This is a genomic window from Serratia sp. NPDC087055 (assembly GCF_044900985.1).
Taxonomy (GTDB): domain Bacteria; phylum Pseudomonadota; class Gammaproteobacteria; order Enterobacterales; family Enterobacteriaceae; genus Serratia.
The window spans coordinates 2,003,731-2,030,208 of the sequence record NZ_JBJDOG010000001.1; the positions used below are offsets into that span (position 1 = coordinate 2,003,731).

Annotated in this window: 21 protein-coding genes; 15 read left to right on the forward strand and 6 right to left on the reverse strand. The window is 55.2% G+C overall.

All coding sequences use genetic code 11. From position 1 onward, the window contains the following. The first annotated feature begins 579 nt into the window (after positions 1–579). The 7 genes from trxB (at position 580) to infA (ending at position 7,996) form a co-directional block, all read left to right on the forward strand. Positions 580–1,551, forward strand: coding sequence for a thioredoxin-disulfide reductase (gene trxB / locus ACI2J2_RS09550; protein ID WP_209632547.1), 972 nt, complete (start codon positions 580–582; stop codon positions 1,549–1,551). Positions 1,552–1,629: 78 nt separating this feature from the next. Continuing rightward, positions 1,630–2,517 carry a LysR family transcriptional regulator gene (locus tag ACI2J2_RS09555; protein ID WP_404759950.1) on the forward strand — a complete coding sequence of 296 codons (888 nt, stop codon included), beginning with the start codon at positions 1,630–1,632 and terminating at the stop codon, positions 2,515–2,517. Positions 2,518–2,615: 98 nt separating this feature from the next. After that, positions 2,616–3,233, forward strand: coding sequence for a glutathione transferase GstA (gene gstA, locus ACI2J2_RS09560; protein ID WP_404759951.1), 618 nt, complete (start codon positions 2,616–2,618; stop codon positions 3,231–3,233). A 176-nt stretch (positions 3,234–3,409) separates the two neighbouring features. Then, a complete protein-coding gene (gene cydD / locus ACI2J2_RS09565; RefSeq protein WP_404759952.1) occupies positions 3,410–5,176 on the forward strand; it encodes a cysteine/glutathione ABC transporter permease/ATP-binding protein CydD in 1,767 nt (588 codons plus the stop codon). A gap of 2 nt (positions 5,177–5,178) precedes the next feature. After that, positions 5,179–6,915 (forward strand): cysteine/glutathione ABC transporter ATP-binding protein/permease CydC, encoded by a 1,737-nt coding sequence (cydC, locus tag ACI2J2_RS09570; RefSeq protein ID WP_404759953.1) that lies wholly within the window; start codon positions 5,179–5,181, stop codon positions 6,913–6,915. 30 nt (positions 6,916–6,945) lie between these two features. Beyond that, a complete protein-coding gene (aat, locus tag ACI2J2_RS09575; protein ID WP_404759954.1) occupies positions 6,946–7,671 on the forward strand; it encodes a leucyl/phenylalanyl-tRNA--protein transferase in 726 nt (241 codons plus the stop codon). Between the two features lie 106 nt (positions 7,672–7,777). After that, positions 7,778–7,996 carry a translation initiation factor IF-1 gene (gene infA, locus ACI2J2_RS09580; protein WP_002211347.1) on the forward strand — a complete coding sequence of 73 codons (219 nt, stop codon included), beginning with the start codon at positions 7,778–7,780 and terminating at the stop codon, positions 7,994–7,996. A gap of 204 nt (positions 7,997–8,200) precedes the next feature. On the opposite strand, the gene clpA is transcribed toward infA, so the two are convergent. Both clpA and clpS read right to left on the reverse strand, forming a co-directional pair. Then, a complete protein-coding gene (gene clpA / locus ACI2J2_RS09585) occupies positions 8,201–10,480 on the reverse strand; it encodes an ATP-dependent Clp protease ATP-binding subunit ClpA (protein WP_209632541.1) in 2,280 nt (759 codons plus the stop codon). Positions 10,481–10,507: 27 nt separating this feature from the next. Continuing rightward, entirely contained in the window at positions 10,508–10,828 is a 321-nt protein-coding gene (gene clpS, locus ACI2J2_RS09590; protein WP_004928347.1) for an ATP-dependent Clp protease adapter ClpS, read from the reverse strand. Positions 10,829–11,187: 359 nt separating this feature from the next. Between clpS and cspD the strand changes: the two genes are divergently transcribed. Then, entirely contained in the window at positions 11,188–11,409 is a 222-nt protein-coding gene (gene cspD / locus ACI2J2_RS09595; protein ID WP_004942590.1) for a cold shock-like protein CspD, read from the forward strand. Between the two features lie 77 nt (positions 11,410–11,486). Here cspD and macB read toward each other — a convergent pair whose 3' ends face one another. After that, a complete protein-coding gene (gene macB / locus ACI2J2_RS09600) occupies positions 11,487–13,433 on the reverse strand; it encodes a macrolide ABC transporter ATP-binding protein/permease MacB (protein ID WP_404759955.1) in 1,947 nt (648 codons plus the stop codon). Continuing rightward, on the reverse strand, positions 13,433–14,548 hold the full coding sequence (gene macA, locus ACI2J2_RS09605) for a macrolide transporter subunit MacA (RefSeq protein WP_404759956.1): 1,116 nt from the start codon (positions 14,546–14,548) through the stop codon (positions 13,433–13,435). The genes macB and macA overlap by 1 nt, the downstream gene beginning before the upstream one ends. A gap of 191 nt (positions 14,549–14,739) precedes the next feature. Here macA and ACI2J2_RS09610 point away from each other — a divergent pair, with 191 nt between their 5' ends. Next, positions 14,740–15,708, forward strand: a complete 969-nt coding sequence (locus ACI2J2_RS09610; protein WP_404759957.1) for a VirK/YbjX family protein — start codon at positions 14,740–14,742, stop codon at positions 15,706–15,708. Here ACI2J2_RS09610 and ACI2J2_RS09615 read toward each other — a convergent pair. After that, on the reverse strand, positions 15,705–17,369 hold the full coding sequence (locus ACI2J2_RS09615; RefSeq protein ID WP_209632537.1) for an ATP-dependent endonuclease: 1,665 nt from the start codon (positions 17,367–17,369) through the stop codon (positions 15,705–15,707). The genes ACI2J2_RS09610 and ACI2J2_RS09615 overlap by 4 nt on opposite strands. Positions 17,370–17,560: 191 nt before the next feature. On the opposite strand from ACI2J2_RS09615, the gene ACI2J2_RS09620 reads away from it, so the two are divergent. The 5 genes from ACI2J2_RS09620 to ltaE all read left to right on the forward strand — a co-directional run bounded on the left by ACI2J2_RS09620 (position 17,561) and on the right by ltaE (position 24,368). Next, positions 17,561–18,457 (forward strand): lysine exporter LysO family protein, encoded by an 897-nt coding sequence (locus ACI2J2_RS09620; RefSeq protein ID WP_209632536.1) that lies wholly within the window; start codon positions 17,561–17,563, stop codon positions 18,455–18,457. A 172-nt stretch (positions 18,458–18,629) separates the two neighbouring features. Further along, entirely contained in the window at positions 18,630–20,279 is a 1,650-nt protein-coding gene (hcp, locus tag ACI2J2_RS09625) for a hydroxylamine reductase (protein ID WP_209632535.1), read from the forward strand. Positions 20,280–20,329: 50 nt separating this feature from the next. Continuing rightward, positions 20,330–21,334, forward strand: coding sequence for an NADH oxidoreductase (gene hcr / locus ACI2J2_RS09630; protein WP_404759958.1), 1,005 nt, complete (start codon positions 20,330–20,332; stop codon positions 21,332–21,334). Between the two features lie 178 nt (positions 21,335–21,512). Then, the gene (gene poxB / locus ACI2J2_RS09635; RefSeq protein ID WP_404759959.1) at positions 21,513–23,234 is read left to right on the forward strand and encodes a ubiquinone-dependent pyruvate dehydrogenase; all 1,722 of its coding nucleotides are present in this window, start codon (positions 21,513–21,515) and stop codon (positions 23,232–23,234) included. Positions 23,235–23,351: 117 nt separating this feature from the next. Continuing rightward, on the forward strand, positions 23,352–24,368 hold the full coding sequence (gene ltaE / locus ACI2J2_RS09640) for a low-specificity L-threonine aldolase (RefSeq protein ID WP_404759960.1): 1,017 nt from the start codon (positions 23,352–23,354) through the stop codon (positions 24,366–24,368). A 34-nt stretch (positions 24,369–24,402) separates the two neighbouring features. Here ltaE and ACI2J2_RS09645 read toward each other — a convergent pair whose 3' ends face one another. Further along, complete coding sequence (locus ACI2J2_RS09645; protein ID WP_209634149.1) at positions 24,403–24,750, reverse strand: DUF1294 domain-containing protein; 348 nt, start codon at positions 24,748–24,750, stop codon at positions 24,403–24,405. 145 nt (positions 24,751–24,895) lie between these two features. Here ACI2J2_RS09645 and ACI2J2_RS09650 point away from each other — a divergent pair, with 145 nt between their 5' ends. Beyond that, positions 24,896–26,326: a DUF2867 domain-containing protein gene (locus ACI2J2_RS09650; RefSeq protein ID WP_404759961.1), complete on the forward strand. Its 1,431-nt coding sequence runs from the start codon at positions 24,896–24,898 to the stop codon at positions 26,324–26,326. The last annotated feature ends 152 nt before the right edge of the window (positions 26,327–26,478 follow it).

The following is a 26,478-nucleotide window of genomic DNA, read 5'->3' on the forward strand; positions in this document are numbered from 1 at the left end:
GTCATATGCTTCACTACCATCATCCACCGTTGTGCAGTCTGTCTGTCAAACCCTGCACAGGGTGTTTAAATGACGTTAATCGCAAGAAGAAATTTGCAATTCGCCTGCGCGATATCCTCTCACCTGCTGTACAAGGTTTCAGCTACGGCGCAAAACTCTGCGCCAACGCCGTAAATACGTACGATTTACTGCAGGTGTGGGGATAATTTCTTCTTCCTATGATGTTTTCGCAAATGCGCAGCGGATTGTCAAAGTAAAAGAAGCAAAATCAGAAGAACGTACCGTCATGAAAAGTTAGCACCCCGTTTTTAGTTATGAATCGCTGGCTTAAAAACCCCACAGAGAAGGCACCTAAACCCGCTTAACGTGCTGTTTCCCGTTATGTGCACCCAATATCGCAGTAAGCCCTTTCCATAAGTTAAATTGCTGCGTTTTACGCTCGATTTAGCAGCAAAACAATAATTAATAGGCAATGACTATCAAACAAATCGTTAACAACATCCCCTGACGCTTTTTTTAATGCGGCATTTTCCCTACAATCGGATCCATTGTCCGCCATTGTGGGAAAAGAGGTTATTCATGGGCACGGCTAAACACAGCAAATTATTGATTCTGGGCTCCGGCCCGGCTGGCTACACCGCCGCAGTTTATGCAGCGCGCGCCAACCTGAGCCCGGTACTGATTACCGGTATGGAACAAGGCGGTCAACTGACCACCACTACTGAAGTGGAAAACTGGCCAGGTGATGCCGAAGGTCTGACTGGCCCTGCGCTCATGGAGCGTATGCGCGAGCATGCAGAAAAATTCCAGACCGAGATTGTGTTTGACCACATCAACAGCGTTGATCTACAAAACCGTCCGTTCCGTCTGTTTGGTGACAGTGCTGAATACACCTGTGATGCACTGATCATCGCCACTGGCGCATCGGCCCGTTACCTTGGCCTGCCGACTGAAGAGGCCTTTAAAGGCAAAGGCGTTTCCGCCTGCGCAACCTGCGACGGTTTCTTCTACCGCAATCAAAAAGTCGCGGTCGTCGGCGGCGGTAACACCGCCGTTGAAGAAGCGCTGTATCTGTCCAACATTGCAGCCGAAGTTCACCTGATTCACCGTCGTGACAGCTTCCGTTCAGAGAAGATCCTGATCAACCGACTGATGGAAAAGGTGAAAAGCGGCAATATCGTACTGCATACCGACCATACTCTGGACGAAGTGCTGGGCGATGAAATGGGCGTTACCGGTGTACGTATCCGCAGCACCAAAGAAGAGAACGAAACACGGGAACTGGCGTTGGCCGGCGTGTTTATCGCCATCGGTCACAGCCCGAACACCAGCATTTTCGGTGGTCAGCTGGAATTGGAGAACGGGTATATCAAAGTGCAGTCCGGTATTCACGGCAATGCTACCCAGACAACCATTCCTGGCGTATTCGCCGCTGGCGACGTGATGGACCACATCTACCGCCAGGCGATCACTTCCGCCGGTACCGGTTGTATGGCGGCATTGGATGCTGAGCGTTATCTGGACGGCATCGCCAACGCAGAAGTGCTGTAACGGCACAGCGTGTCAGCTTGAAAAGCGGCTACCTTAGCCGCTTTTTTTGTATTTAAAACAAAATCAGGCGGGTGTTCGATGCAAAATCTTCTCCACTGGCGTCTGTTGGTCGCCGTGGCCGATAGCGGCAAAATCACCTTGGCGGCAAATCAATGTGGCATGACTCAGTCCGGTGCCAGCCAGGCCATCGCTCAGTTGGAAGAGGCGTTGAATACTCCGTTGTTGGTCCGACTACCGCATAGCGTTACGCTAACGCAAAGCGGTGAGCAAATCGTCAGCCATGCCCGCGCCATGCTGGCCGAACTCACTGCTATCCAGCACTACGCACTGCAGGCGCAAAGTGCGTACGCCGGCAAAATACGCCTGGCCAGTTTCCCTTCAGCATTTGCTCTGTTGTTACCCCCGCTGCTGCGCAAATTTAACCGCCGCTTTCCCGCCATTGAACTGATTCAGTTGGAAGGCACAGATCTGGAAGTCGAAAATTGGCTGGCGTTGGAAGCTGCCGATATTGGCGTCGTGTTGAATCCGAAAACGGAACGGCTAAGCTTTCCGCTGGGAAAAGACCTATGGCTTGCCGTGACGGCCACGGCTCATCCGCTGGCCAGAAGCCGCCAGCCAGTAGATTTCAGCGAACTGGTCAAACAGCCGTTTGTATTAGCCACCGGCGGTTGCCAGCTCAATGCCCAGTTGCTGGCGCAGCAGGCAGGTTTGGCCCTGACGGATGTTCGCGTCACCGTCAGTGACTGGAACACGGCACTGACGCTGGTGCGTGAAGGAATTGGCATATCGCTGGTGCCGGCATCGGTAATACCTGCCGATACGCCAGGCATTTGCGCCCTGCCGCTTAGCGCGCCACTTTATCGCCATTTTGGCCTGGTTTGCTCATTCACCGGCGCAAGCTCTGCGCCAGTGCAAACCTTGTTGCACTATCTACAAGATCATCTGCCACTGCCCGTCAGTAGCTGAGCTGATATCGGGTTTCTGAGATTCTAATTTTTCTGTCGACAGCGCCGACGGCATTCTGACGGACAAACGATGTCGCTTTTTGCCTCAGGAATATCCCCATGAAACTCTATTTTGCGCCCGATGCCTGTTCCCTCTCGCCCCATATCGTTCTGCGGGAATTAGATTTGCCGTTCGAGCTCATCCGCGTTAATAACCGCACCAAACGCAGCGCCGACGGCGGAGATTTTTATCGGGTTAATCCCAAAGGTTACGTCGCTGCATTGATGCTGGACGACGGAAAGGTGATCACCGAAGGCGCTGCCATCGTGCAGTACCTGGCGGATTTGCGCCCTGAGGCCGCGCTGGCCCCGCCAAACGCGACCTTCGAACGGGTACGTTTGCAGGAGTGGCTGAACTTCATTACCAGCGAGATCCACGCAGGATCAAGTCCGCTGTTCAACTCAACCCTGCCGGAAGAGGTTAAAACACGGTTTCGCGACACGCTGCGACGCCGCCTCGATTTTGTTGCTCAGACGCTGGACGAACAGGCTTTTCTACTGGGAGAAGCTTTCAGCGTTGCGGATGCCTATCTGTTCACCGTGCTGCGCTGGATGGATCAGTTTTCCATCGACCTCAAATACTGGCCATCGATAACCCGTTATATGTCGCTGATTAGCCAGCGCAGATCCGTGCAAACCGCCCTGGCGGCGGAGGCGGCCAGTCAAGCGGTGGCATAATCCTGCTGTTGTCGTCTGTTATACCGATATTTGACCGCTTTATTATTTTCAGTCTGCCGGGTGAAGAGGTAACATTGCCCCTCACTTGTTCGCTTCAGGTTGGGGCAAACACTTTTTTTAACAGTACGTTAACCTTGTCTGTAACAACAGGCGCCGGCGACGCAGACTCTTATCTGATGAAAAAAACCAGACAGCAACAGTTAACCCGTTGGCTCAAAACGCAGAGCACCCTGGCGCAGCGTTGGCTGCGCCTTTCCATGGTATTAGGGCTGATAAGCGGCATGCTGATTGTCGCGCAAGCATGGCTCTTAGCCGCCCTGCTCCACGCACTGATTATCGAACACACCCCGCGTGAACAGTTGATCCCTTCGTTTATTTGGCTTGCCGCCACCTTCGCGTTGCGGGCGATATTAAGCTGGCTGCGAGAGCGCGTTGGTTTTATCTGCGGACAAGTGATCCGCCAGCGGATGCGTCTTCAGGTACTGGATAAACTGCAACAACTCGGCCCTGCCTGGGTCCAGGGCAAACCTGCAGGTAGCTGGGCCAGCATCATCGTCGAACAGATTGAGGACATGCAGGATTATTACTCTCGCTATCTGCCGCAGATGTATCTGGCGGTGTTTATCCCATTGCTGATTCTGATTACCGTATTCCCGATTAACTGGGCCGCGGGCCTGATCCTACTGACCACCGCCCCGCTGATCCCCATGTTTATGGCGCTGGTCGGTATGGGCGCCGCTGACGCCAATCGCCGCAATTTTGTCGCGCTGGCACGGCTGAGCGGCAATTTCCTTGATCGCCTGCGGGGTTTGGACACGCTACGTTTATTTAACCGCGCTGAAGCGGAAACTGCACACATCGCCAAATCGTCCGAAGATTTCCGTAGCCGCACCATGGAAGTGCTGCGGTTGGCGTTCCTGTCTTCAGCCGTGCTGGAGTTCTTTGCCTCCATCTCCATCGCGGTGGTCGCAGTGTATTTTGGTTTTTCGTTCCTTGGTGAACTTAACTTCGGCAGTTACGGCACCGGTGTCACCTTGTTTGCAGGCTTCCTGGTGCTGATCCTTGCGCCGGAGTTTTTCCAACCGCTGCGTGACCTCGGCGCCTTTTACCATGCCAAGGCGCAAGCCGTGGGCGCTGCTGAAGCCCTTGAAACCTTCCTCAGTGCAGAAGGCGAACAAATGGGCAAGGGTACGCAAACGCTAAACGCCGATGCGCCACTGGAACTGCACGCCCAGAGTCTGGAGATCCTGTCGCCGAATGGCGTCCTGCTGGCTGGCCCACTGAGCTTTACGCTTGCTCCACACCAGCGCATTGCGTTGGTAGGGTTGAGCGGTGCCGGTAAAAGTTCGTTGTTGAATCTGCTGCTCGGCTTCCTGCCCTATCGCGGCTCGCTGACAGTCAACGGTATTGAATTGCGCGACCTGGCCGCCGAAAGCTGGCGCCAGCAGCTTGGCTGGGTAGGACAGAACCCACACCTTCCGGCACTGACACTGCGGGCCAATATCCTGCTAGGGAATCCGCAGGCTAGCGAGGCGCAATTGCAGCAAGCGGTAGAGCAAGCCTACGTCGGCGAAATTCTGCCGCATCTGCCACAGGGATTAGATACCGAAGTCGGCGATAACGCGGCACGTCTTTCCGTCGGCCAGGCTCAACGCGTCGCGGTGGCCCGGGCGCTCATCAGCCCTCGTCGTTTGCTGCTGCTGGATGAACCGGCTGCCAGCCTTGATGCTCACAGCGAGCGTCGAGTCATGCAGGCTCTGAATGCCGCTTCGCATCAGCAAACCACCCTGCTGGTTACGCACCAGTTGGAAGATACCGAAGATTACGACCAGATTTGGGTCATGGAAGGCGGGCAAATTGTCCAGCAAGGCGATTACGCCACGCTGAGCGCACAGCCGGGCCTGTTTGCCAACCTGATCGCACACCGCCGCGGGGATCTCTAATCATGCGTGTTTTGCTGCCGTTCCTGGCACTGTACCGTCGTCACAGCCTATTGATCTGCCTGGGCATTGTTTTAGCCATCGTCACCCTATTGGCCAGCATCGGTCTATTGGCGCTATCGGGCTGGTTCCTCGCGGCGTCAGCCTTGGCTGGGTTGGCGGGTCTATTCACCTTCAACTACATGCTGCCGGCTGCCGGCGTACGTGGTGCCGCAATTTTCCGCACGGCCGGGCGCTATGCCGAACGTGTTGTCAGCCATGACGCGACCTTCCGCGTGTTGTCCCATCTGCGGGTGTTTACCTTTGAAAAGATCCTGCCGCTGTCACCGGGCGGCATTGCCCGCTTCCGTCAGGCCGATCTGCTTAACCGGTTGGTCGCCGATGTCGATACGCTGGACCATTTATATCTGCGGGTCATCTCGCCGCTGGTCAGTGCCGCCGTGGTGATTGCCGTCGTTACATACGGCCTGAGCTGGTTAGATACGTCCCTGGCGCTGACGCTGGGCGGTATTCTGCTGCTGCTGCTGTTACTGGTGCCCCCGGTATTTTACCGTGCTGGTAAACCCATTGGCGGTCAGTTAACCGCTTTGCGTGGTCAATACCGCACCGATCTGACCGCGTGGCTGCAAGGCCAGGCTGAACTGGTGGTGTTCGGCGCAGTTGATAGCTTCCGTACAGCCCTGGATACCACAGAACAACACTGGCAGCGTCGCCAATGGCAACAGGCTTCGCTCGGCGGTATGGCACAGGCGTTGATGATCCTGGCCAGCGGTTTAACAGTCACGCTGTTGCTGTGGCTTACAGCCGCAGGCGTCGGTGGTGACAGCCAACCCGGAGCCTTGATTGCGCTGTTTGTTTTTGCCGCACTGGCCTCGTTTGAAGCACTGATGCCGGTCGCGGGGGCCTTCCAGCATCTGGGGCAGGTGATCGCTTCCGCCACACGCGTAAAGCAAGTGATCGACCGAAAACCCGAAGTCACATTCCCAGCCCACGGCCCGGCGGCCGAAAGCGGCGCGACCTTGAACTTACAGCAGCTTACGTTTACCTACCCCGACCAACCGTTACCGGTGTTGCAGGACGTCACGCTGGAGATTGCCGCCGGTGAGCACATTGCGCTACTTGGGCGTACCGGATGCGGTAAATCGACCTTGCTGCAATTGCTGACACGCGCCTGGAATGCCAATAGCGGTCAGGTGCTGCTCAATGGACACCCATTGGGCTCTTACGATGAGGCGACGCTACGCCAGATGACAACCGTCGTCAGCCAGCGCGTTCATATCTTCAGCGATACGCTGCGTGAAAACCTGCGCATTGCTGCGCCCGCAGCAGCTGATGAACAGTTGCGCGAAGTGCTACAGCAGGTGGGTCTGGATAAGTTGCTGGAGAACGAGGGGCTGAATGCCTGGCTTGGGGATGGCGGTCGCCAACTTTCTGGCGGTGAACAGCGCCGCCTGGGCATTGCCCGTGCATTGTTACACCAAGCTCCTCTCCTGTTGCTCGATGAACCTACCGAAGGCCTGGACGCAGAGACCGAACAGCAGATCCTGGCGTTGCTGCGCCAACACTGTCAGGGTAAAACGCTGATTCTGGTTACTCACCGTCTCTACGGCTTAGAACACCTTGACCGCATCTGCGTGATGGACGGCGGCAGAATTGTCGAGCAAGGCGATCATGCCATGTTGATGGGCTTGCAGGGGCGTTATGCTCGCTTTCGCCAACGTATCAGTGATATACCTCTGTAAAATGGCCTGTAGAGCACGCTGAGAACTTATATGCGCATTGTTAAGCTGTCACCGCAGTCACTGGCATTTCCCTCTCCTGAGGGCGCTCTGCGCGATCCTAATGGCCTGCTGGCCATTGGCGGCGATCTGACCGCACCGCGTTTGCTGGCCGCCTATGAACGCGGCATCTTCCCCTGGTTTTCGCCGGGGGAAGCCATTTTGTGGTGGTCACCTGACCCGCGAGCCGTGTTGTTCCCTGCCGAACGCCATATCAGCCGGAGTTTGAAACGCTTTCTGCGCAGCAATCCTTTCCTCGTTACGCTGAATCACGACTTCGCGGCGGTCATCGCCGCCTGCGCCGATCGTCCGCAGGAAGGCACCTGGATTGGCCCTGAGGTTCAGCGCGCTTATCTGCACCTGCATCGCCTCGGTTTAGCTCATTCGATCGAAGTGTGGCAGGATGACGCACTGGTAGGCGGCATGTACGGCGTGGCTCAGGGCGCACTGTTTTGCGGTGAATCGATGTTCAGCCGTACAACCAACGCGTCCAAGTGTGCACTGATGGCTTTTTGTCAGCATTTTGCCGCTTATGGCGGAGAATTGATTGACTGTCAGGTGCTTAACGCTCACACTGCCACGCTGGGAGCGAGAGAGATCCCCCGACGACAATTTTTGCAGCAGCTCAGTCAACTTCAGCGCAAGCCGTTAGCGCCAGAGTGCTGGGCACCGCAAGTATTACCCCCACAGCAGGTTGAACCACCCTCCCCAACAAACTAATTTTGCGGAAACGGTGCAATGTTCACCGACACTTCTTTACATAATGTGGGTTTTTCGGCATTATCTTGCCGGTTAAAAACTAAGGTAGTTAGACCTAGAGGATTCGATGGCCAAAGAAGACAATATTGAAATGCAGGGCACCGTTCTTGATACGCTGCCGAACACCATGTTCCGCGTTGAATTAGAAAACGGGCACGTGGTAACCGCACATATCTCCGGTAAAATGCGTAAGAACTACATCCGCATCCTGACGGGCGACAAAGTCACTGTAGAGCTGACCCCGTACGACCTGAGCAAAGGCCGCATTGTCTTCCGTAGCCGTTAATCGGCTCACTCGTCGCCAGCCGATGGCGGCACCGAGGATGTAATGCCTCCGGAGCCCTTTCCGTTTACCCCCGTAGCAACGTTCAACATCGAGTTGCAGGAGCGCAGGTAAACTGAGAGGGCTCAATCATTTCTGTTGTGGTGATGATTGCACCCATAAAAAAAGCGATGCCGAAGCATCGCTTTTTCGTTATTTGACTCAGGCTTAGTGCACTGCACCTTCATCCGCTTTACGCATTGATGCGCTGAGGAAGTGGTAAGTCAGTTTCTGGTTATCCTTGTCCAGCTCAACCTTGACCGAACCACCGTCCACCAGCGAACCGAACAGCAGTTCGTTAGCCAGCGGTTTCTTCAGGTTTTCCTGCATGACACGCGCCATCGGACGCGCGCCCATCGCACGGTCGTAGCCTTTCACTGACAACCAGTCACGCGCTTCGTCGCTCACTTCCAGCGACACACCCTTCGCATCCAGTTGCGCTTGCAGTTCGACGATAAACTTGTCGACAACCTGCTGAATCACCTCGGTCGACAGATGGTTAAACCAAAGAATGTTGTCCAGACGGTTACGGAATTCCGGCGTGAACACTTTTTTGATCTCTTCCATCGCGTCGGTGCTGTTGTCCTGCTGAACCAGACCAATCGATTTACGCTCTGTTTCACGCACCCCGGCATTGGTGGTCATCACCAGGATCACGTTGCGGAAATCCGCCTTACGGCCGTTATTGTCGGTCAGCGTCCCGTTGTCCATCACCTGCAACAGCAGGTTGAAGACATCCGGATGGGCCTTCTCGATTTCATCCAGCAGCACCACTGAGTGAGGATGCTTGAGCACCGCATCAGTCAGCAAACCACCCTGATCGTAACCGACATAGCCCGGAGGCGCACCAATCAGGCGGCTCACCGTATGGCGTTCCATATACTCGGACATATCAAAACGCAACAGCTTGATATCCATCGCCTTCGCCAACTGCACCGTTACCTCGGTTTTCCCGACGCCGGTTGGCCCGGCAAACAGGAATGAACCGACAGGCTTGCGATCGTGGCCCAGCCCTGCACGACTCATTTTGATCGCTTCGGTCAGGGCTTCAATGGCCTGATCCTGCCCGAACACCAGCATTTTCAGACGATCACCCAGGCTTCTCAATACATCACGATCGCTCGCCGATACGGTTTTTTCCGGGATGCGCGCAATACGTGCTACCACCGATTCAATATCAGCAACGTTGACGGTTTTCTTACGCTTGCTGATCGGCAATAAGCGGCTGCGAGCCCCCGCCTCGTCGATCACGTCAATGGCCTTATCCGGCAAATGGCGGTCGTTGATGTATTTTACCGACAGCTCAACCGCAGCACGCACCGCTTTGGCGGTATAACGCACATCGTGGTGCGCTTCGTACTTGGTCTTCAGGCCATTGATGATCTGAATGGTTTCTTCCGGCGTCGGTTCAGTAATGTCGATTTTCTGGAAGCGACGGGCCAAGGCACGATCTTTTTCAAAGATATTGCTGAATTCCTGGTAAGTGGTCGAACCGATAACACGGATCTTGCCGCTGGACAACAGCGGTTTGATCAGGTTGGCGGCATCGACTTGCCCACCGGACGCCGCGCCGGCACCGATGATGGTGTGGATCTCATCGATAAACAGGATGCTGTTCTTGTCCTGCTCCAATTGCTTCAGTAACGCTTTAAAACGTTTCTCAAAGTCGCCGCGGTATTTCGTACCCGCCAGCAGCGAACCGATGTCCAGCGAATACAACGTGCAGTCCGCCATCACTTCCGGGACGTCGCCCTGCACAATGCGCCAAGCCAGCCCTTCAGCGATCGCGGTTTTGCCAACGCCAGACTCCCCTACCAACAGCGGGTTGTTCTTGCGACGACGGCACAGCACCTGAATAGCACGCTCCAGCTCAGGATCACGGCCAATCAATGGATCAATGCCGCCCACCCGGGCCAGTTGATTGAGGTTGGTGGTGAAGTTTTCCATACGGTCTTCCCCTCCGGACTGCTCTTCATTCACCGGGTTTTCCGCATTCGGCGCTTGGCCCGGCTCGTCTTTACGTGTGCCATGTGAAATGAAATTCACTACGTCAAGACGACTGACGTCGTGTTTGCGCAGCAGGTAAGCCGCCTGCGACTCCTGCTCGCTGAAAATTGCCACCAGCACGTTGGCGCCGCTGACTTCGCTGCGGCCGGAAGATTGCACATGGAATACCGCACGCTGTAACACGCGCTGGAAGCTGAGCGTCGGCTGTGTGTCGCGCTCTTCTTCACTGGCAGGTAACGTCGGCGTGGTTTGTTCGATAAAGGCTTCCAGTTCCTGGCGTAGTGCTGCCAGGTCCACTGTGCATGCCTCAAGCGCTTCCCGCGCGGCAGGGTTGCTGAGTAACGCCAGCAACAGGTGCTCCACGGTCATAAACTCGTGTCTGTGCTCACGCGCTCTGGCGAAAGCCATGTTGAGACTGAGTTCCAGTTCTTGATTGAGCATAAGCACCTCCCCAATAGATTGCCTTAATCAGGCTTTTTCCAGCGTACAAAGCAACGGATGCTCGTTCTCCCTTGCATAACGGTTCACATGTACGACTTTGGTTTCCGCCACCTCGGCGGTAAAAACACCACAAATCGCCTTGCCTTGATAGTGGACCGTGAGCATCAGTTGCGTTGCGCGTTCAATATCATAAGAAAAGAACTTTTGCAGAACGTCAATCACAAATTCCATCGGTGTGTAATCGTCGTTGTTAAGTATAACTTTATACATAGACGGCGGTTTTACCGCATCGATTTGTTTTTCTTCGGCCAAGTGTTCAAAATTTAGCCAATCATTGTTATTGCCCATCGCTGCTCATCTTCTCTGCTCTGTCCTTTAATATGGGGACAGGTTCCGGTTATTCAAAGTGGGGTATCGTGACTATTTTACCATCTTCGTTATCATCCCGCCGCACTGGAACGTGCGCAAAAATCTCTGACAAATTGTTACCAAACAATGTCAATATCGTTACCTGCTTCAAACTTTGATGAACTGCCCCTTGCCGACAAAAGCCGATCCCTTGACGTGATGATCATTTGCTCTAGAGTGTAAATTCGTGACCTGGTGGTGTTTTAACCACTTTCAGGCTCATCTGCTACCTGCTGCTGGCGGGTACGAATTCAGTTATTCATCTCACCTAAAAATAGCGTTGCGAGGGATGTAAAAGCATGGAGACGGGTACTGTTAAATGGTTCAACAACGCCAAAGGGTTTGGGTTTATCTGTCCTGAAGGCGGCGGCGAAGACATTTTCGCCCATTATTCTACGATTAAAATGGATGGGTACCGGACGCTGAAGGCTGGCCAGCAGGTCAGCTTTGACGTGCACCAAGGGCCAAAAGGGAACCATGCGAGTCTCATTGTGCCATTGGAAAGCGAGGCGCTGGCCTAAACGCGCCCCCAGAGTCAGACCGAAATACTCCGCTAAAAATGCCAGCCGCCGTATGACTGGCATTTTTTATTATCATGCTATTCGCGGGCCAGCGCGTCAATCGGGTTAAGCCGCGCAGCGCTGCGTGCAGGCAGATAACCGAATACCACGCCAATTGCGGTGGAACACACAAACGCACTGAGCAACGCCGCCGGTGGGAAACTGATTTGCCACCCCGGCAGTACCACCTGAACCAGCAAACCGATGGCGAAGGACAGCGTGATCCCCAGCGCACCGCCAACCAAACACACCAGCACAGCCTCAATCAAGAATTGCTGTAACACATCGCCGGAACGCGCCCCCACGGCCATACGAATCCCGATTTCACGCGTGCGCTCCGTCACTGACACCAGCATGATATTCATCACGCCGATCCCACCGACCACCAGTGAAATTACCGCCACTAACGTCAGGAACAACTGTAACGTACGTGTGGTTTTCTCTGCCGTCTGCACCAAACTGTCCATGTTATAGGTGAAGATGTCTTTCTTGCCGTGGCGCAGCGTTAACAAACGGGTAAGCTGCTGCTCCGCCTCCTGACTGTTGTAGCCTTCGCGGATACGCACCGTGATCGAATCAAAATAGGCATTGCCCATTAACCGGTTTGCCATGGTGCTATAAGGTACCCAGACATTGAGCGTCTTGCTGCTACCAAACATTGACTGCTTTTCTTTCGCCACCCCGACTACCGTCGCCGGCATATTACCGACCAAAATCACCTTCCCTACGACATCCTTCTGGTGCGGGAACAACCGGCGCTGGGTATTGGCATCAATCACTACCGTCTGAGACTGCGATTGCACCTGCAGTTGATCAATACCGGAACCTTGGGTAAAGGTCATGCCATACACGCGGAAAAACTGTTCACTGACCCCGGTGACATTGGCTGCCACGTCGACGTTGCCTAACCGCAGCCGCATACTGCTGGCAATGGTGGGCGATAGCGCACTGATGTAGGGTTGCTCACGCAGTGCAGCAAGGTCATCGTACTTAAGTGCCTGGCGGAAGGTCGGGTCGTCATCCCCAAAATCCTTGCCGGGATAGATATCGATCGTATTGGTGCCGATCGATTTGATATCCGCCAGTACCATCTGTTTGGCGGCGTCGCCGATCACCAAAATCGATACTACAGAAGCAATACCGATAATAATGCCCAGCATGGTCAACGCCGTACGCATTTTACTCGCCGCCATCGCTCGCCAGGCCATCACCAATGCCTCACGGAAACGACCCGCCGTTTGCCGCCAGGACGGCTCAGACGCCACCATTTCCAATGCCTTGGCGTTCGGATTGCCTCGCTGATCCGGACGTGAATCAGCAATGATCTCCCCGTCCCGGATTTCAATGACCCGTTCTGCCTGCTGAGCCACCGCCGGATCGTGGGTGACGATAATCACCGTGTGCCCCTGCTCGCGCAGTTGCTTGAGGATCGTCATCACCTCTTCACCGGAATGGCTATCAAGGGCACCGGTCGGTTCATCCGCCAAGATCACCTGACCACCGTTCATCAACGCTCGAGCGATACTGACACGCTGTTGCTGACCGCCTGAAAGCTGGCTTGGTCGATAACCCACACGTTCACTCAGCCCAAGACGTTGCAGTAATGCCACGGCTCTCTCACGCCGCGCGGCCTTACCCAACCCTGCGTACACCGCCGGCACCTCGACGTTGTGCGCTGCGCTCAAATGGGGTAATAGATGATAACGTTGAAAGATAAAGCCAAAATGCTCACGCCTGAGTCGAGCCAGCGCATCACCATTGAGCGTCGCCACGTCTTGTCCAGCCACGCGATACACGCCAGCACTGGGTTTATCCAGGCAACCGAGAATATTCATCAGGGTTGATTTACCGGAGCCGGAAGCGCCCATGATGGCCACCATTTCACCGGCGTCAATGCTAAGGCTCACGTTCTTCAGTACGGCTACCGTCTGATCGCCCGACTGATAGCTGCGGCAAATGCCGCTCAGCTCCAACAGCGCCGCCATCAGATGGCCTCCACGCCGCCACGGCTGACAATCACTTCATCGCCGATATCCAGCCCACTAAGAATTTGTACGTCAATGTTATTACGCAGGCCAATGGCAACCTCGCGCTTTTCTTCCTTGCCCTGCTTCATGATCGAAACGTGGTAGCGATTATCGGCAATTTGATCGCCCAACGCCGCCAACGGGATCACCAGAGCCTGGCTAACGCCCGCCAGTTGAATATGTACCTGGGCAGTCATTTGCAGCCGCAACAGCCCCTCAGGGTTCGGCACTTCAAAACGCGCATAATAGAAAATGGCGTTATTGACCTTCTCTGGAGTGGGCTGAATGTCTTTCAGCACGCCGTCAAAGCGCCGGTTAGGATCGCCCAGTACGGTAAACCAGGCTTTTTGGCCTGGCTTGAGGCTGATTATATCCGCCTCCGACACCTGCGCCTTTACCAGCATAGTGCTGAGATCCGCCAGGGTCAGAATGTTCGGTGCCTGCTGAGCGGCAATCACCGTCTGGCCCTGTAGCGTGGTGATCTGTACCACATCACCGTCCATCGGTGCTTCAATACGGGTAAATGCCAGATTAATTTTTGCGGTGTCCAGGCTTGCCTGATTCTTGGCGATTTGCGCATGGATAGTACCTACCTGCGCTTTCTTCACCGCCAACTGCGTGGCGGCCTGATCCAAGTCCTGGCGTGAAACCGCTTGCAACTTCGCCAACGCCTGATTGCGCTGCAGCGTGACCGCAGCCAACTTTTGCTCCGCCTGTGCCTGCTGTAACTGGGCATGCAAATCTCGCAGGGTCGCCTCACCCTCGCGGATGCTGTTCTGCGCTTGTTGCGGATCAATCACGCCCAGTAACTGGCCTTTTTTCACCCGGTCGCCAATTTCGACAAAGAGGCTTTCTAATTGCCCGCTAACCTGCGCACCAACGTCAACCTTACGCACCGCATCAAGTTGCCCGGTCGCGAGCACGTTTTGTTGCAGGTCGCCCTTGACGACCTTAACCGTTTTAAACGGCGTTGGCGCCGGATGACCAAAGTGCCAGGCCAGCATTGCGGCGATCGCTACCACCACAATCAGCACCATGACCAACCGTCGCTTATGTCCTTTAAACCACGTCAAAATAGGTTCCTGCCTGTTGAAATTCAGACTGCCAATAGCGGCAGCGAGGCTAAATTATCACGCACAGTAATGAATAACTAAACCTTAGCTCAACACAATGTGGAGACATCCTTTGTTACATTCAGCATTGAACTCCCGTTTAGTGAAGGCTTGGTGAAATAGCGTTATTCAATACAGCCAAGGATTTCATCATGTCTCAGCTCAGCTATCCACTCGCATCTGCACGCCCGCTTAATGGCTTGCAATTGATGACGGCGCTGGCCAATGGCGACAAGGCGCCGAGCAAAGCGTGGAAAAAAACATCATTCCGCCTGAAGTTTATCGCCCGTTCTTTATTTTGCTGGCGAACCACCAGCGGTTTGCTCAGCACGCTGGCATCAAACCCGCTGCTCAATGAGATTCTGAACGCGCAGCCCAATCTACCGTGCAAATTGCATCGACCGTATCTGGCGGCGAACATGAGCAAAATCGAATGCCTGTTCGCCCTGCGCGATCACTACGATCTCAGCCTGCAACGCATGCCACGGAAAATGCTGCTCGGTCATCTGAACAAGCCTTTTGTACTGGCCAGTGCCACCGGCAAGAGCGGTACAGCCGTTTCATTGGAGTTGGCTGCCATCGATAATCTGAATAAGGAAGGGGAAACGACCCTGCTGCTGCGTAATGCCAGCGGCATTATGCTGGCGGAGATCACCTTTGCACTGATGCACTACCAGCAACAGCCCACGCTCTTTATCGGTGGGTTGCAGGGGGCCAATCATCAGGTACCACACGCTGAAATCCAGTTGACCACCAAAGAGTGTCACGGATTGTTCCCAAAACGGCTGGTACTGGAAGGCCTTTGTACTTTGGCACGCCATCTGGGTATTCAGCAAATTGTCGCGGTTGGCAATGCTACGCATATCTACCAAAACTGGCGCTATCGCAGTAAAAAGAAAGATAAGCTCCATGCCGATTACGATCAATTCTGGACATCAATGGGCGGTAAAATGCTTGAAAGCGGCTATTTCCTGCTGCCGGAACACATCGCCCGTAAACCGATCGATGAAGTGGTCAGCAAAAAGCGCGCCGAATACCGCCGACGCTATCAACTTTTAGACGAACTGGAACAGGGAATGGCGGAACACTTCAGCCCCCCATCCCGCTTTGCTGGGGTCTAATCGGCCCGGCCGCGCGCCAGCCAAATCACGCGTGAGAACATTTTCTTGAGCAATGGCGGCACCGAATCGGTGCCGCGCTCACCGGCTTGCATCGCAACCTCGATCGCCAAATCCGGTTTTGATGAATGATGTACTGCCTTCAGAATCACCTTGCGTATTGGCATTTGGGCATTGCTCGGCACCGACGCCACTCGATAATAAACTGCACTGAAGCCCTCGCGGAACATGAAATGTTCCATATCCGGCGCAGGCAACGCGGTGAGCCGATCACGCTCGTTGTCTTCATGGTTATCCAGCATGCCGCGTACGGTGGCGGCGTATTTTCGCCCCGCTTCATCACCGTCCACCAATGCATGCCACTCAATGCCCATACGTCGGGCAAACCTCAACAGTGGCTTCAGACCGCACTGGGCGAACTCAATCACGCGCACCCCTTCCGCCTCGAAATGGTAACCGCACTGACGCGCCAATTCGTTCAGCAACCACACTTCCGTTTCCCCCTCCACCAACAACCAGCAGCGGGCAAACAGTGATGAGGGCCGGTTAAAACGAATATGGAAAGAAATACGTCGCCCGTCCTCCGGGCCCAGCCCGCGCGGCCCAAGGCGGTAAGTGGCAACTCTCCCAGATTCACGCACCAACCGGCAAACGTGCTCTACCGGGACCAACGACACCAATTCGCTGGAATTGGTGGTGGTGATGCGTTGCAGCGGCAGTTGGTTAAGCAAACCCCAGGCGACCGACAACATGATCGGATGCAAGCGGGTTTCCGGATCCTCAACCAACAATAGCGGTCGAGCGTGCGGATCCAGCTTGATGCTGCCTTTGGCCTGCAGCAACGTAGAAAACATCCCCAGAAGAATAAGCCGCATACTGCGGCTGTTTGGCTCAGCGACCATGCGGTTGATGCTGTCCAGCGAGCGCCATGCCTGTTGATCCTGATCTTGCCCTGGTCGCTGTCTGCGCGGTCGCGTCACCTGCGAGCCCTGTTCGGCAAAGTAGTGTTCCAACAGCTGTTGCATTGCAGCCAGCCCTTGACGCAGTTCGGCATTCGTTAATTTTTGTGGGTTACGCACCAGCTCACGCGTCAGTTGATCCAATTGCTGAGCCAGCGCCTGGTTGTCGGCCGGATGCTCATCATTGAGCGTGCTGGGCCGCAGGCGGCGGATAAACCGCGCATCCCGCAGGCGTAACACGGGATGGATACGAATAATGGCATGAGCCAATTGCTCAATATGATGTAACGGCATCGCGTTGCCGTCGGCATCCAGAAAACAACGCCAGGTACACACCGTGTCGTCGTCGGCCAGTTCGCCTTCGCAACGGTAATAAATGCGGTTGAGGTTATCGTCACCCTTGACCCATAGCGGTGACAGATGGCGGTAACGGGGCAAATGCGCATGGCCGATGTCTTTTTCACAGAAGGTAAATACCACCTGTAAATGCCGATCTTTGGCATCTTCTTCTCCAGGCGGAAAGTGAAAATCATGCGCTTCAAAACGGTACAACTTTGGCTCCGGTGCCAGCAGCAGCGTCAGTGCGTCCAGCAGACTGGATTTGCCCCAGGCATTTTCGCCGATCAGCAGCGTGTTGTCGTCCAGCATCAATGACAGCCGGTTAATGCCGCGGAAACCTACAATCTCGATACGCTCTAAGAACATCTGTCGCCTCCCGTGCGCACTGCCACCGTCCTTAATGGGGTGACCTCTTCAGAGCATGGTCAAAAAACCCCTTTCAGGTCAAGCGGACAACGTCAAATCTGCCGCTTTACTCTAGCCGCTGTTTTGGTTAGCGTGTGGTGCCTCGCCGTTCATCCAGGCGCCCCCTCCGAACAAAGGACGCAAGCTTCACCATGTATTCAGGACTGCTGATTATTCTGTTACCGCTGATTGCCGGTTACCTCGTTCCGTTGCGCAGTCGAACGCTACTGCAAACCATCAACCGTCTGCTGAGCTGGATGGTGTACGTGATCCTGTTTTTCATGGGCATCAGCCTGGCCTTCCTGGAGGATCTGAGCAGCAATTTGGTGCTGATATTCCAGTATGCTGCCGTCTTTTTCCTGTGCATTCTCGCCATCAGCTTGCTGATGCTGGCGTTGTTGGAACGCAAAATGCCGTGGCGCAACACCCATAAACAGGAAAAACTGCCCTCACGTCTGCACATGGCGCTGGAATCACTCAAGCTGTGTGGCGTAGTGCTCGGCGGTTTCCTGCTTGGTCTGACGCAGTGGCAGTGGTTGCAGTTCGCCAATAAAGGCAGCGAATACGCATTGATTTTCTTGCTGCTGCTGGTCGGCATCCAACTGCGTAACAGCGGCATGACGTTACGCCAAATCGTGCTTAACCGACGCGGCATGATAGTCGCAGTCGTTGTCGTGGTTAGCGCACTGGCGGGCGGCGCATTGGCCGCACAACTGCTGGGGCTGCCGATCAAAGCGGGGTTAGCCATGGCATCCGGTTTTGGCTGGTATTCGCTCTCCGGTATCTTGATCACTGACGCTTACGGTCCAGTACTGGGCAGCGCGGCCTTCTTTAACGATCTGGCTCGCGAGCTGATAGCCATCATGCTGATCCCAACGCTGGTACGCCGCAGCCGCTCCTCCGCCCTGGGCCTGTGTGGCGCAACCTCGATGGACTTCACCCTACCGGTGCTGCAACGCAGCGGCGGACTGGAGATAGTGCCGCCGGCCATCGTGCATGGCTTCCTGTTGAGCCTGCTGGCACCGGTACTTATCGCCCTGTTCTCTTGAGATCTCTCCGGGGGCACCGCCCCCGGAAATCGGAATAATTCCCATCCTCACAGCAAAATTGCGCTAAATCAAAGTTGTCCGTGGTTGCATAACAAAAGCCTTTTTAAGCCCCGGTTGCCGATCTATGCTTTTAAACAAGCATTAAAAATGCAACTTTAAAAAGGAAGCGATTATGTTCTGTGTGCAATGTGAACAAACCATCCGTACCCCTGCGGGCAACGGCTGCTCCTATGCCCAAGGTATGTGCGGCAAAACGGCAGAAACCTCCGATCTGCAAGACCTGTTGGTCGCGGCATTACAAGGCCTATCCGCCTGGGCGTTGCAGGCCAGAGCACTTGGTATCGTCGATCACGATATCGACAGTTTTGCCCCACGCGCCTTCTTCTCTACCCTGACCAATGTCAACTTCGATTCAGAGCGCATCATCGGTTACGCACGGGAAACCATTGCCCTGCGCGAATCGCTGGCCACTCGTTGCCGGTTACTGGACGCTGACGTCCGTGTCGACCATCCGCTGGCTACGCTGCAATTGGCCGGTGACGACATCGCGACACTGTTGCAACAAGCCGCTCAGTTTGCCTTGAATACCGACAAGGCTGAGGTCGGTGACGACGTGCACGGCCTGCGAATGCTGTGCCTGTATGGCCTGAAAGGTGCTGCAGCCTATATGGAACACGCTCACGTACTGGGTCAGTTCGACGAGCAGATCTACGCCGATTACCACGCTTTTATGGCCTGGCTCGGCACCCAGCCGCGCGACGTCGATACCCTGCTGAACAACGCCATGGGCATTGGCAAAATGAATTTCAATGTGATGGCGATCCTCGATCACGGCGAAACGCAAGCCTACGGCGATCCTCTGCCTAGCGCGGTAAACGTTCGTCCGGTGGCCGGGAAAGCCATTCTGATCTCCGGCCACGATCTGAAAGATCTGCGCATGCTGCTGGAACAAACCGAAGGCCAGGGCGTGAACGTCTATACCCACGGCGAAATGCTGCCGGCACACGGTTACCCGGAACTGAAAAAATTCAAACATCTGGTGGGCAATTACGGCAGCGGTTGGCAAAACCAGCAGATCGAGTTCGCCAAATTCCCGGGTCCGATAGTGATGACCTCTAACTGTATTATCGATCCCAACGTTGGTCACTACGGCGATCGTATTTGGACGCGTAGCATCGTCGGCTGGCCGGGCGTTAATCATTTGGAAGGGGACGACTTCACCCAAGTGATCGCGCAGGCACAGGGGATGAATGGTTTCCCGTATACCGAAATCGAACATATGATCACCGTCGGTTTTGGCCGTCAGACGCTGCTCAACGCCGCTGATACGGTGATTGATTTAGTCGCACAAAAGAAATTGCGCCACGTATTTCTGGTTGGCGGCTGTGACGGTAGCCGCGACGAACGCAGCTACTTCACCGACTTTGCGCGCAGCGTTCCGCAAGACTGCCTGATTATGACGTTAGCCTGTGGCAAATATCGCTTCAACAAGCTGGATTTCGGCACCCTTGAAGGGCTGCCACGTCTGCTGGATGTCGGTCAATGTAACGATGCCTATTCGGCCATTATGCTGGCAGTCAAACTGGCTGATACCCTCGGCTGCTCGGTCAACGCGTTGCCACTCAGCCTGGTACTGTCGTGGTTTGAGCAAAAGGCGATCGTTATCCTGCTGACGCTGCTGTCACTGGGTGTCAAAAACATTGTCACTGGGCCAACCGCACCCGGCTTCTTGACTGACAACCTGATGGCGATCCTCAACGATAAGTTCGGCATGCGCCCGATCACCACCGTTGAGCAGGATCTGAACGCCTTGCTTGGTTAATACCCTTTTTGGGGCCACACATGCTGGCCCCTTTGCTTTTGAGGTGCCCTATGACCCAACCCAGCCCGCTTTGCCCCAACCGTATGCAGGTACATTCGATCCAGCAAGAAACCGCCGACGTCTGGACGTTAAACCTGATCTGCGACGTTTTTTACCCTTATCAACCCGGCCAGTTTGCGCTGGTCAGCATACGCAATAGTGAAGATACGCTGCGTGCCTATACGTTATCTTCTTCGCCCGGTCAGAGCCGTTTTCTCAGCATCAGCGTGCGCTGTCTGCCGGACGGCATCGGTTCCCGCTGGTTAACGCGCGAGGTCAAACCCGGCAATACGCTGTGGCTGTCCGATGCCCAGGGTGAATTCAGTTGTGAACAACACCCGTCCGATCGTTATCTGATGTTGGCGGCTGGCTGCGGCGTCACGCCAATCATCTCCATGTGCCGTTGGCTGGTGGCAAACCGCCCAACCTGTGATATCGCAGTGATCTTTAACGTGCGTACTCCGGCCGACACCCTTTTCGCCAAACAATGGCACGCGTTGTGCGCCAAGCATCCGCAGTTGCGGTTAACGCTGATGGCTGAACAGGATGTTCAACCCGGTTATCTGAGCGGACGAATTAATGCTGAAGTACTGCGCCAAACCGTGCCTGACCTCATCGATCGCACGGTGATGACCTGCGGTCCCGCCCCTTATATGACCCAAGTGGAACAACTGTGTCTGCAACTTGGCGTTTCAGCAGCCCGTTTCCATAAAGAGCAGTTCCATACGCCGACAGAAGCCGATACTGGGCAAGGTGAAGGATTAACGCTGCGCGCCGCCAGACCACTGCGCGAATTCCGCGTCCCGGTCGGCAGTACGCTGCTGGCCGCGATGGAAGCCAACGCATTACCGGTCAATGCCGCCTGCCGGGCTGGCGTGTGCGGTTCGTGCAAAACCCGTATCCTCGAAGGCAACTACACCACCAGCAGTAATATGACGCTGACCCCTGAGGAAATCGCCCAGGGTTACGTGCTGGCCTGCAGTTGCCAACTACAAGGTGACGTTGTCCTGGCATGACGCTTGCTGCCCCGTCGAGCACGATGGGGCATTTATCGGCAAGCATGCTTTACCTTCCCCTTCTACACTTTCTCCGTTCTGCGCTTTTATCAGGTTCATCTGCTCAATATCCAATAAGTCACACTTGGAAATTTCAATACATTGAAATTTTGGTGTTTTTATCATATTTGGGGGAACTATGAAGCAAACCGTAGCCACACTGATCGCCAAAACACTGGAACAGGCAGGTGTGAAACGTATTTGGGGCGTTACCGGCGATTCGCTCAACGGTCTGAGCGACAGCCTGCATCGCATGGGTACCATCGACTGGCTGGGCACGCGCCACGAAGAGGTCGCCGCCTTCGCTGCCGGTGCGGAAGCCCAACTTACCGGTGAATTGGCGGTCTGCGCCGGCTCCTGCGGCCCCGGTAACCTGCATCTGATTAATGGTCTGTTCGATTGCCACCGTAACCACGTTCCCGTATTGGCGATTGCCGCGCACATTCCCTCCAGCGAAATCGGCAGTGGTTATTTTCAAGAAACTCATCCACAAGAACTGTTCCGCGAATGCAGCCATTACTGTGAACTCGTTTCCAACCCGGAACAGCTACCGCGGGTACTGGAAATCGCCATGCGCAAGGCGATCCTCAATCGCGGTGTGTCAGTGATCGTACTCCCGGGCGACGTGGCGCTGCGTATGGCCCCCGAAGATGCCAGCATGGTGTGGCATACCCCGGCACTGCCACTGGTACAACCGCCAATGAGCGAATTGAACAAGCTGGCGGAGACCCTGAACAAGGCGAAAAACATTACGTTAATGTGCGGCAGCGGCTGCGCCGGTTCGCATGACGAAGTGGTTAAACTGGCAGAATTGCTGCAAGCCCCGGTTGTACATGCACTGCGTGGCAAAGAACATATCGAGTGGGATAACCCTTACAGCGTCGGCATGACCGGTTTGATCGGTTTTTCCTCCGGCTACCACGCGATGATGAACGCCGATACGCTGGTGTTGCTTGGCACCCAGTTCCCGTACCGCGCCTTCTACCCAACCAATGCCAATATCATTCAGATCGATATCAACCCCGGCAGTATCGGCGCACACTGCCCGGTCAATATGGCATTGGTGGGTGATATTCATACCACCCTCACTGCCCTGCTGCCGCAGTTGGAGCCCAAGAGTGACCACGCATTTCTCGACAAGGCGCTGGAGCACTATCGCACTGCACGCAAGGATCTCGACGGGCTGGCGACGGCCAACGACGATCAGCCGATTCACCCGCAGTATCTGGCGCAACAGCTCAGCCAATACGCCAGCGACGATGCCATTTTCACCTGTGACGTTGGTACGCCCACAGTGTGGGCTGCACGCTATGTGAAGATGAACGGCAAACGTCGCCTGCTCGGTTCGTTCAACCATGGCTCGATGGCTAACGCCATGCCACAGGCGATTGGCGCACAGGCCACCGAACCGAACAAACAGGTGATCGCCATGTGCGGCGACGGCGGCTTCACCATGCTGATGGGGGATTTCCTTTCATTGGCCCAGTTGAAACTGCCGGTCAAGATTGTGATATTCAACAACAGCGTACTGGGATTTGTGGCGATGGAAATGAAAGCCGGCGGCTATCTGACCGATGGGACCGATCTGCACAACCCCGATTTCGCAGCGATTGCCAACGCCGCGGGTGTGAAAGGCATTCGCGTGGAAAAAGCGTCGGAACTGGACGCCGCACTGCAGGAAATGTTGGCGCATCCCGGCCCGGCGTTGTTGGACGTTGTCACCGCAAAACAAGAGTTGGCGATGCCGCCGCAGATCAAATTCGAACAGGCCAAGGGCTTTAGCCTGTACATGCTGCGCGCCATTATCAACGGCCGCGGTGACGAAGTGGTCGAGCTGGCAAAAACCAACTGGTTACGTTAAGAATACCTCCCGGGTTCAGCGGTTGCTGTTCCCGGTATTTTTCTCTTTTGTCATAAAAGAATCCCGCTATGATGGAGGTCATATTTCCTTTCCCATCAGCCATCCCCAAGGTTAACTATGCTTATTGATTTACGCAGTGACACCGTGACCCGTCCAAGTGCCGCCATGCGCGAGGCCATGGCCCGTGCCGAAGTTGGTGATGACGTTTACGGCGATGACCCCACGGTTAACGCACTTGAGGCGGAAGCGGTCCGCCTGTCCGGTAAAGAAGCGGCGCTATTCTTGCCAAGCGGCACTCAGGCCAATCTGGTGGCGCTACTCAGCCATTGCCAGCGCGGTGACGAGTACATTGTCGGCCAGCAGGCGCATAACTATAAATATGAAGCCGGCGGCGCGGCAGTCCTCGGTAGCATCCAGCCACAGCCTATCGAAGCAAACCCAGACGGTACTTTGCCGCTCGATAAGGTCGCCGCAGCGATCAAACCCGATGACATTCATTTCGCCAAAACGCGTTTGCTGAGCCTGGAAAACACCATCAGCGGCCGTGTATTACCGCTAGCATACCTGCAACAAGCCTGGCAGTTCAGCCGTGAACATCAACTGGCATTGCACATTGACGGCGCACGTATCTTTAACGCCGCCGTCGCACTGAATGTGTCATTGAAAGACATTGTGCAGTACTGCGATACCTTTACCATTTGCCTGTCGAAAGGGCTGGGTGCTCCGGTGGGTTCGCTGCTGTGCGGCAGCAAGGCGTTTATCCAACACGCCTTGCGCTGGCGTAAAATGACCGGCGGTGGCCTGCGCCAGGCCGGTATTTTGGCCGCGGCCGGGTTATATGCACTGGAGCACAATGTTGAACGGCTGCGTGAAGATCATGACAACGCCAAATGGCTGGAACAACAGCTGCAAGAGATTGGCGTGGAGATAGCAGAGCCGGGGGCACAAACCAACGTGCTGTACCTACGTCAATCGCCAGAGCTGGCCGCCAAGCTGGGCCCCTGGATGCGCGAGCATGGCGTATTGATCAGCAGCGGGCCGCTAACGCGTATTCTGACGCACCTCGACGTCAACCGTCAGGATTTGCAGCGCGTAGTCGACTTGTGGCAACAATTCCTCAAACAGCATGCCTAAGCCTTTACCTGGACGGGGCGACAACGCCCCGTCTTCATAATATCCAGCGGCCATAAACCCAATACCAAATCGCCAGGGTCGCTACCACATTCAGAATCACACTGACGATAAACCCGCTCTTGAAAGGCTGCTTCTGGGTTTTGTGGCGAAACCACTGCTGGGCCACGATTGCCCCAATCCAGCCCCCCACCAAACCGAATACCAGCAGCGTGCTTTCCGGCACCCGTTGCCACCCTTTGCGCGCAGCAAGCTTATCCGCACCGTATACCACTAACGTCAGCAGGTTAACCAACAACCACCACATCCAGACAGGATGCAGGAAAAACACACTGGCGATCAGCGCCAGTCCCAACAGGGCATAACAAACGGCATTAAGTTTCATCATTCCGGCTTAGCTCAGACAAACGGTGCGTAGTGTGACGCCGCTCGACGACGGATGCAACGCCCTCATAACCACACAAAAAGTGCATTTAAACGGTGGATTTGGCATCCTGTGACAATGAACTTCACCGCATAAGGCGGCGCTAATGACACCTCAACGCATTCTGGTTCTTGGAGCCAGCGGCTACATCGGCCAAAACCTGATTCCCCACCTGATTGAACAGGGGCATAACATTACCGCCGCCGCGCGCCGTATCGAATGGCTGCAAGAACAAAACTGGCCGCAGGTTAACTGCCAGTATGTCGACGTCTACCAGCCAGAAACGCTGGCCGCCGCACTGTGGGACATCGATGCCGTTTATTACCTGATCCACGGTATGGGTGACGGCGATGACTTTATTGAAAAAGAGCGTCAGGCAGCGGAAAACCTGCGTGATGCGTTGCGCAGCTCCAGCGTTAAACAGGTTATTTTTCTTGGCGCGCTGCAACCGGACGGTGACAGCTCACCGCACTTGGTCGCGCGCAAGCTGACCGGCGAGATCTTGCGCCAAAGTGGCATCCCTATTACCGAACTGCGCGCCAGTATCATCGTCGGCCCCGGCTCCGCCGCCTTCGAAATCATGCGTGACATGGTCTACAACCTGCCAATACTGACGCCACCGCGCTGGGTGCGGTCCAAATCGTCGCCGGTCGCGTTAGAAAACCTGCTGGTATATCTGGCCGATCTGCTGGAGCATCCGGCAGAAGAAAACCGTATTTTTGACGTCGCCGGCCCGGAGTACATCAGCTATCAAACCCTGTTTGAGCGCTTCATCACCATCAGCGGCAAAAAACGCTGGCTGATCCCTATCCCGCTGCCGACGCGCTTTATCTCGGTGTGGTTCATCAGCATGATTACCTCGGTGCCGACCTCTATTGCCCGCGCACTCATTCAGGGATTGAACCACGATCTGCCCGCCGACGGTAAACCCTTGCAGGCGCTGATACCGCAAACGCTGCAAACCTTTGATCAGGCTGTGACCGCGACGCTGAAGCGAGAGGAAGAGGTGGTTGATTCCGCCGATTGGGGCTACGATCCCGAAGCGCGAGCACGTTGGCGACCGGGCTATGGTTTCTACCCGAAGCAAGCGGGTTATTCGCTGAAAACCTCGGCATCTAGCCAGGCACTGTGGCATACGGTGCAACAGCTGGGCGGTAAAGAAGGCTATTTCTATGCCAACATCCTTTGGCAGATCCGCGCCCGCATGGACGATATGATCGGCAACCGCGTGGTTTATGGCCGACCGGAGCGTGACACGCTGGCCGTTGGCGATCTGGTCGACGGCTGGAAAGTCATCACCATCAAGCCACAGCGATTACTGGCGTTATTGTTCGGCATGAAAGCCCCAGGGTTGGGCCGCCTGGCCTTCACGATCAAAGACCACGGTGACCATCGTACTCTGGATGTGCGCGCCTGGTGGCACCCGGCAGGGTTCAGTGGATTGCTGTATTGGTTCGCCATGATGCCTGCTCATCTGTTTATTTTTCGCGGCATGGCGCGCCGAATTGCCAGACTGGCCGAAGAGGATAAGCGTTAATGCTTAATTGTCGATCAACCGCACAGTTTGCTGCTGCGGTTAGGCCCTTTCCGATTGCATAGAGCACGAAATAACGGAAGAATGGCATCTTATTTGCTGTAGCGCCGCTGAAGGCCGTCAGCATTCTGATTTTTGGTGAGAATAGAGTTCGT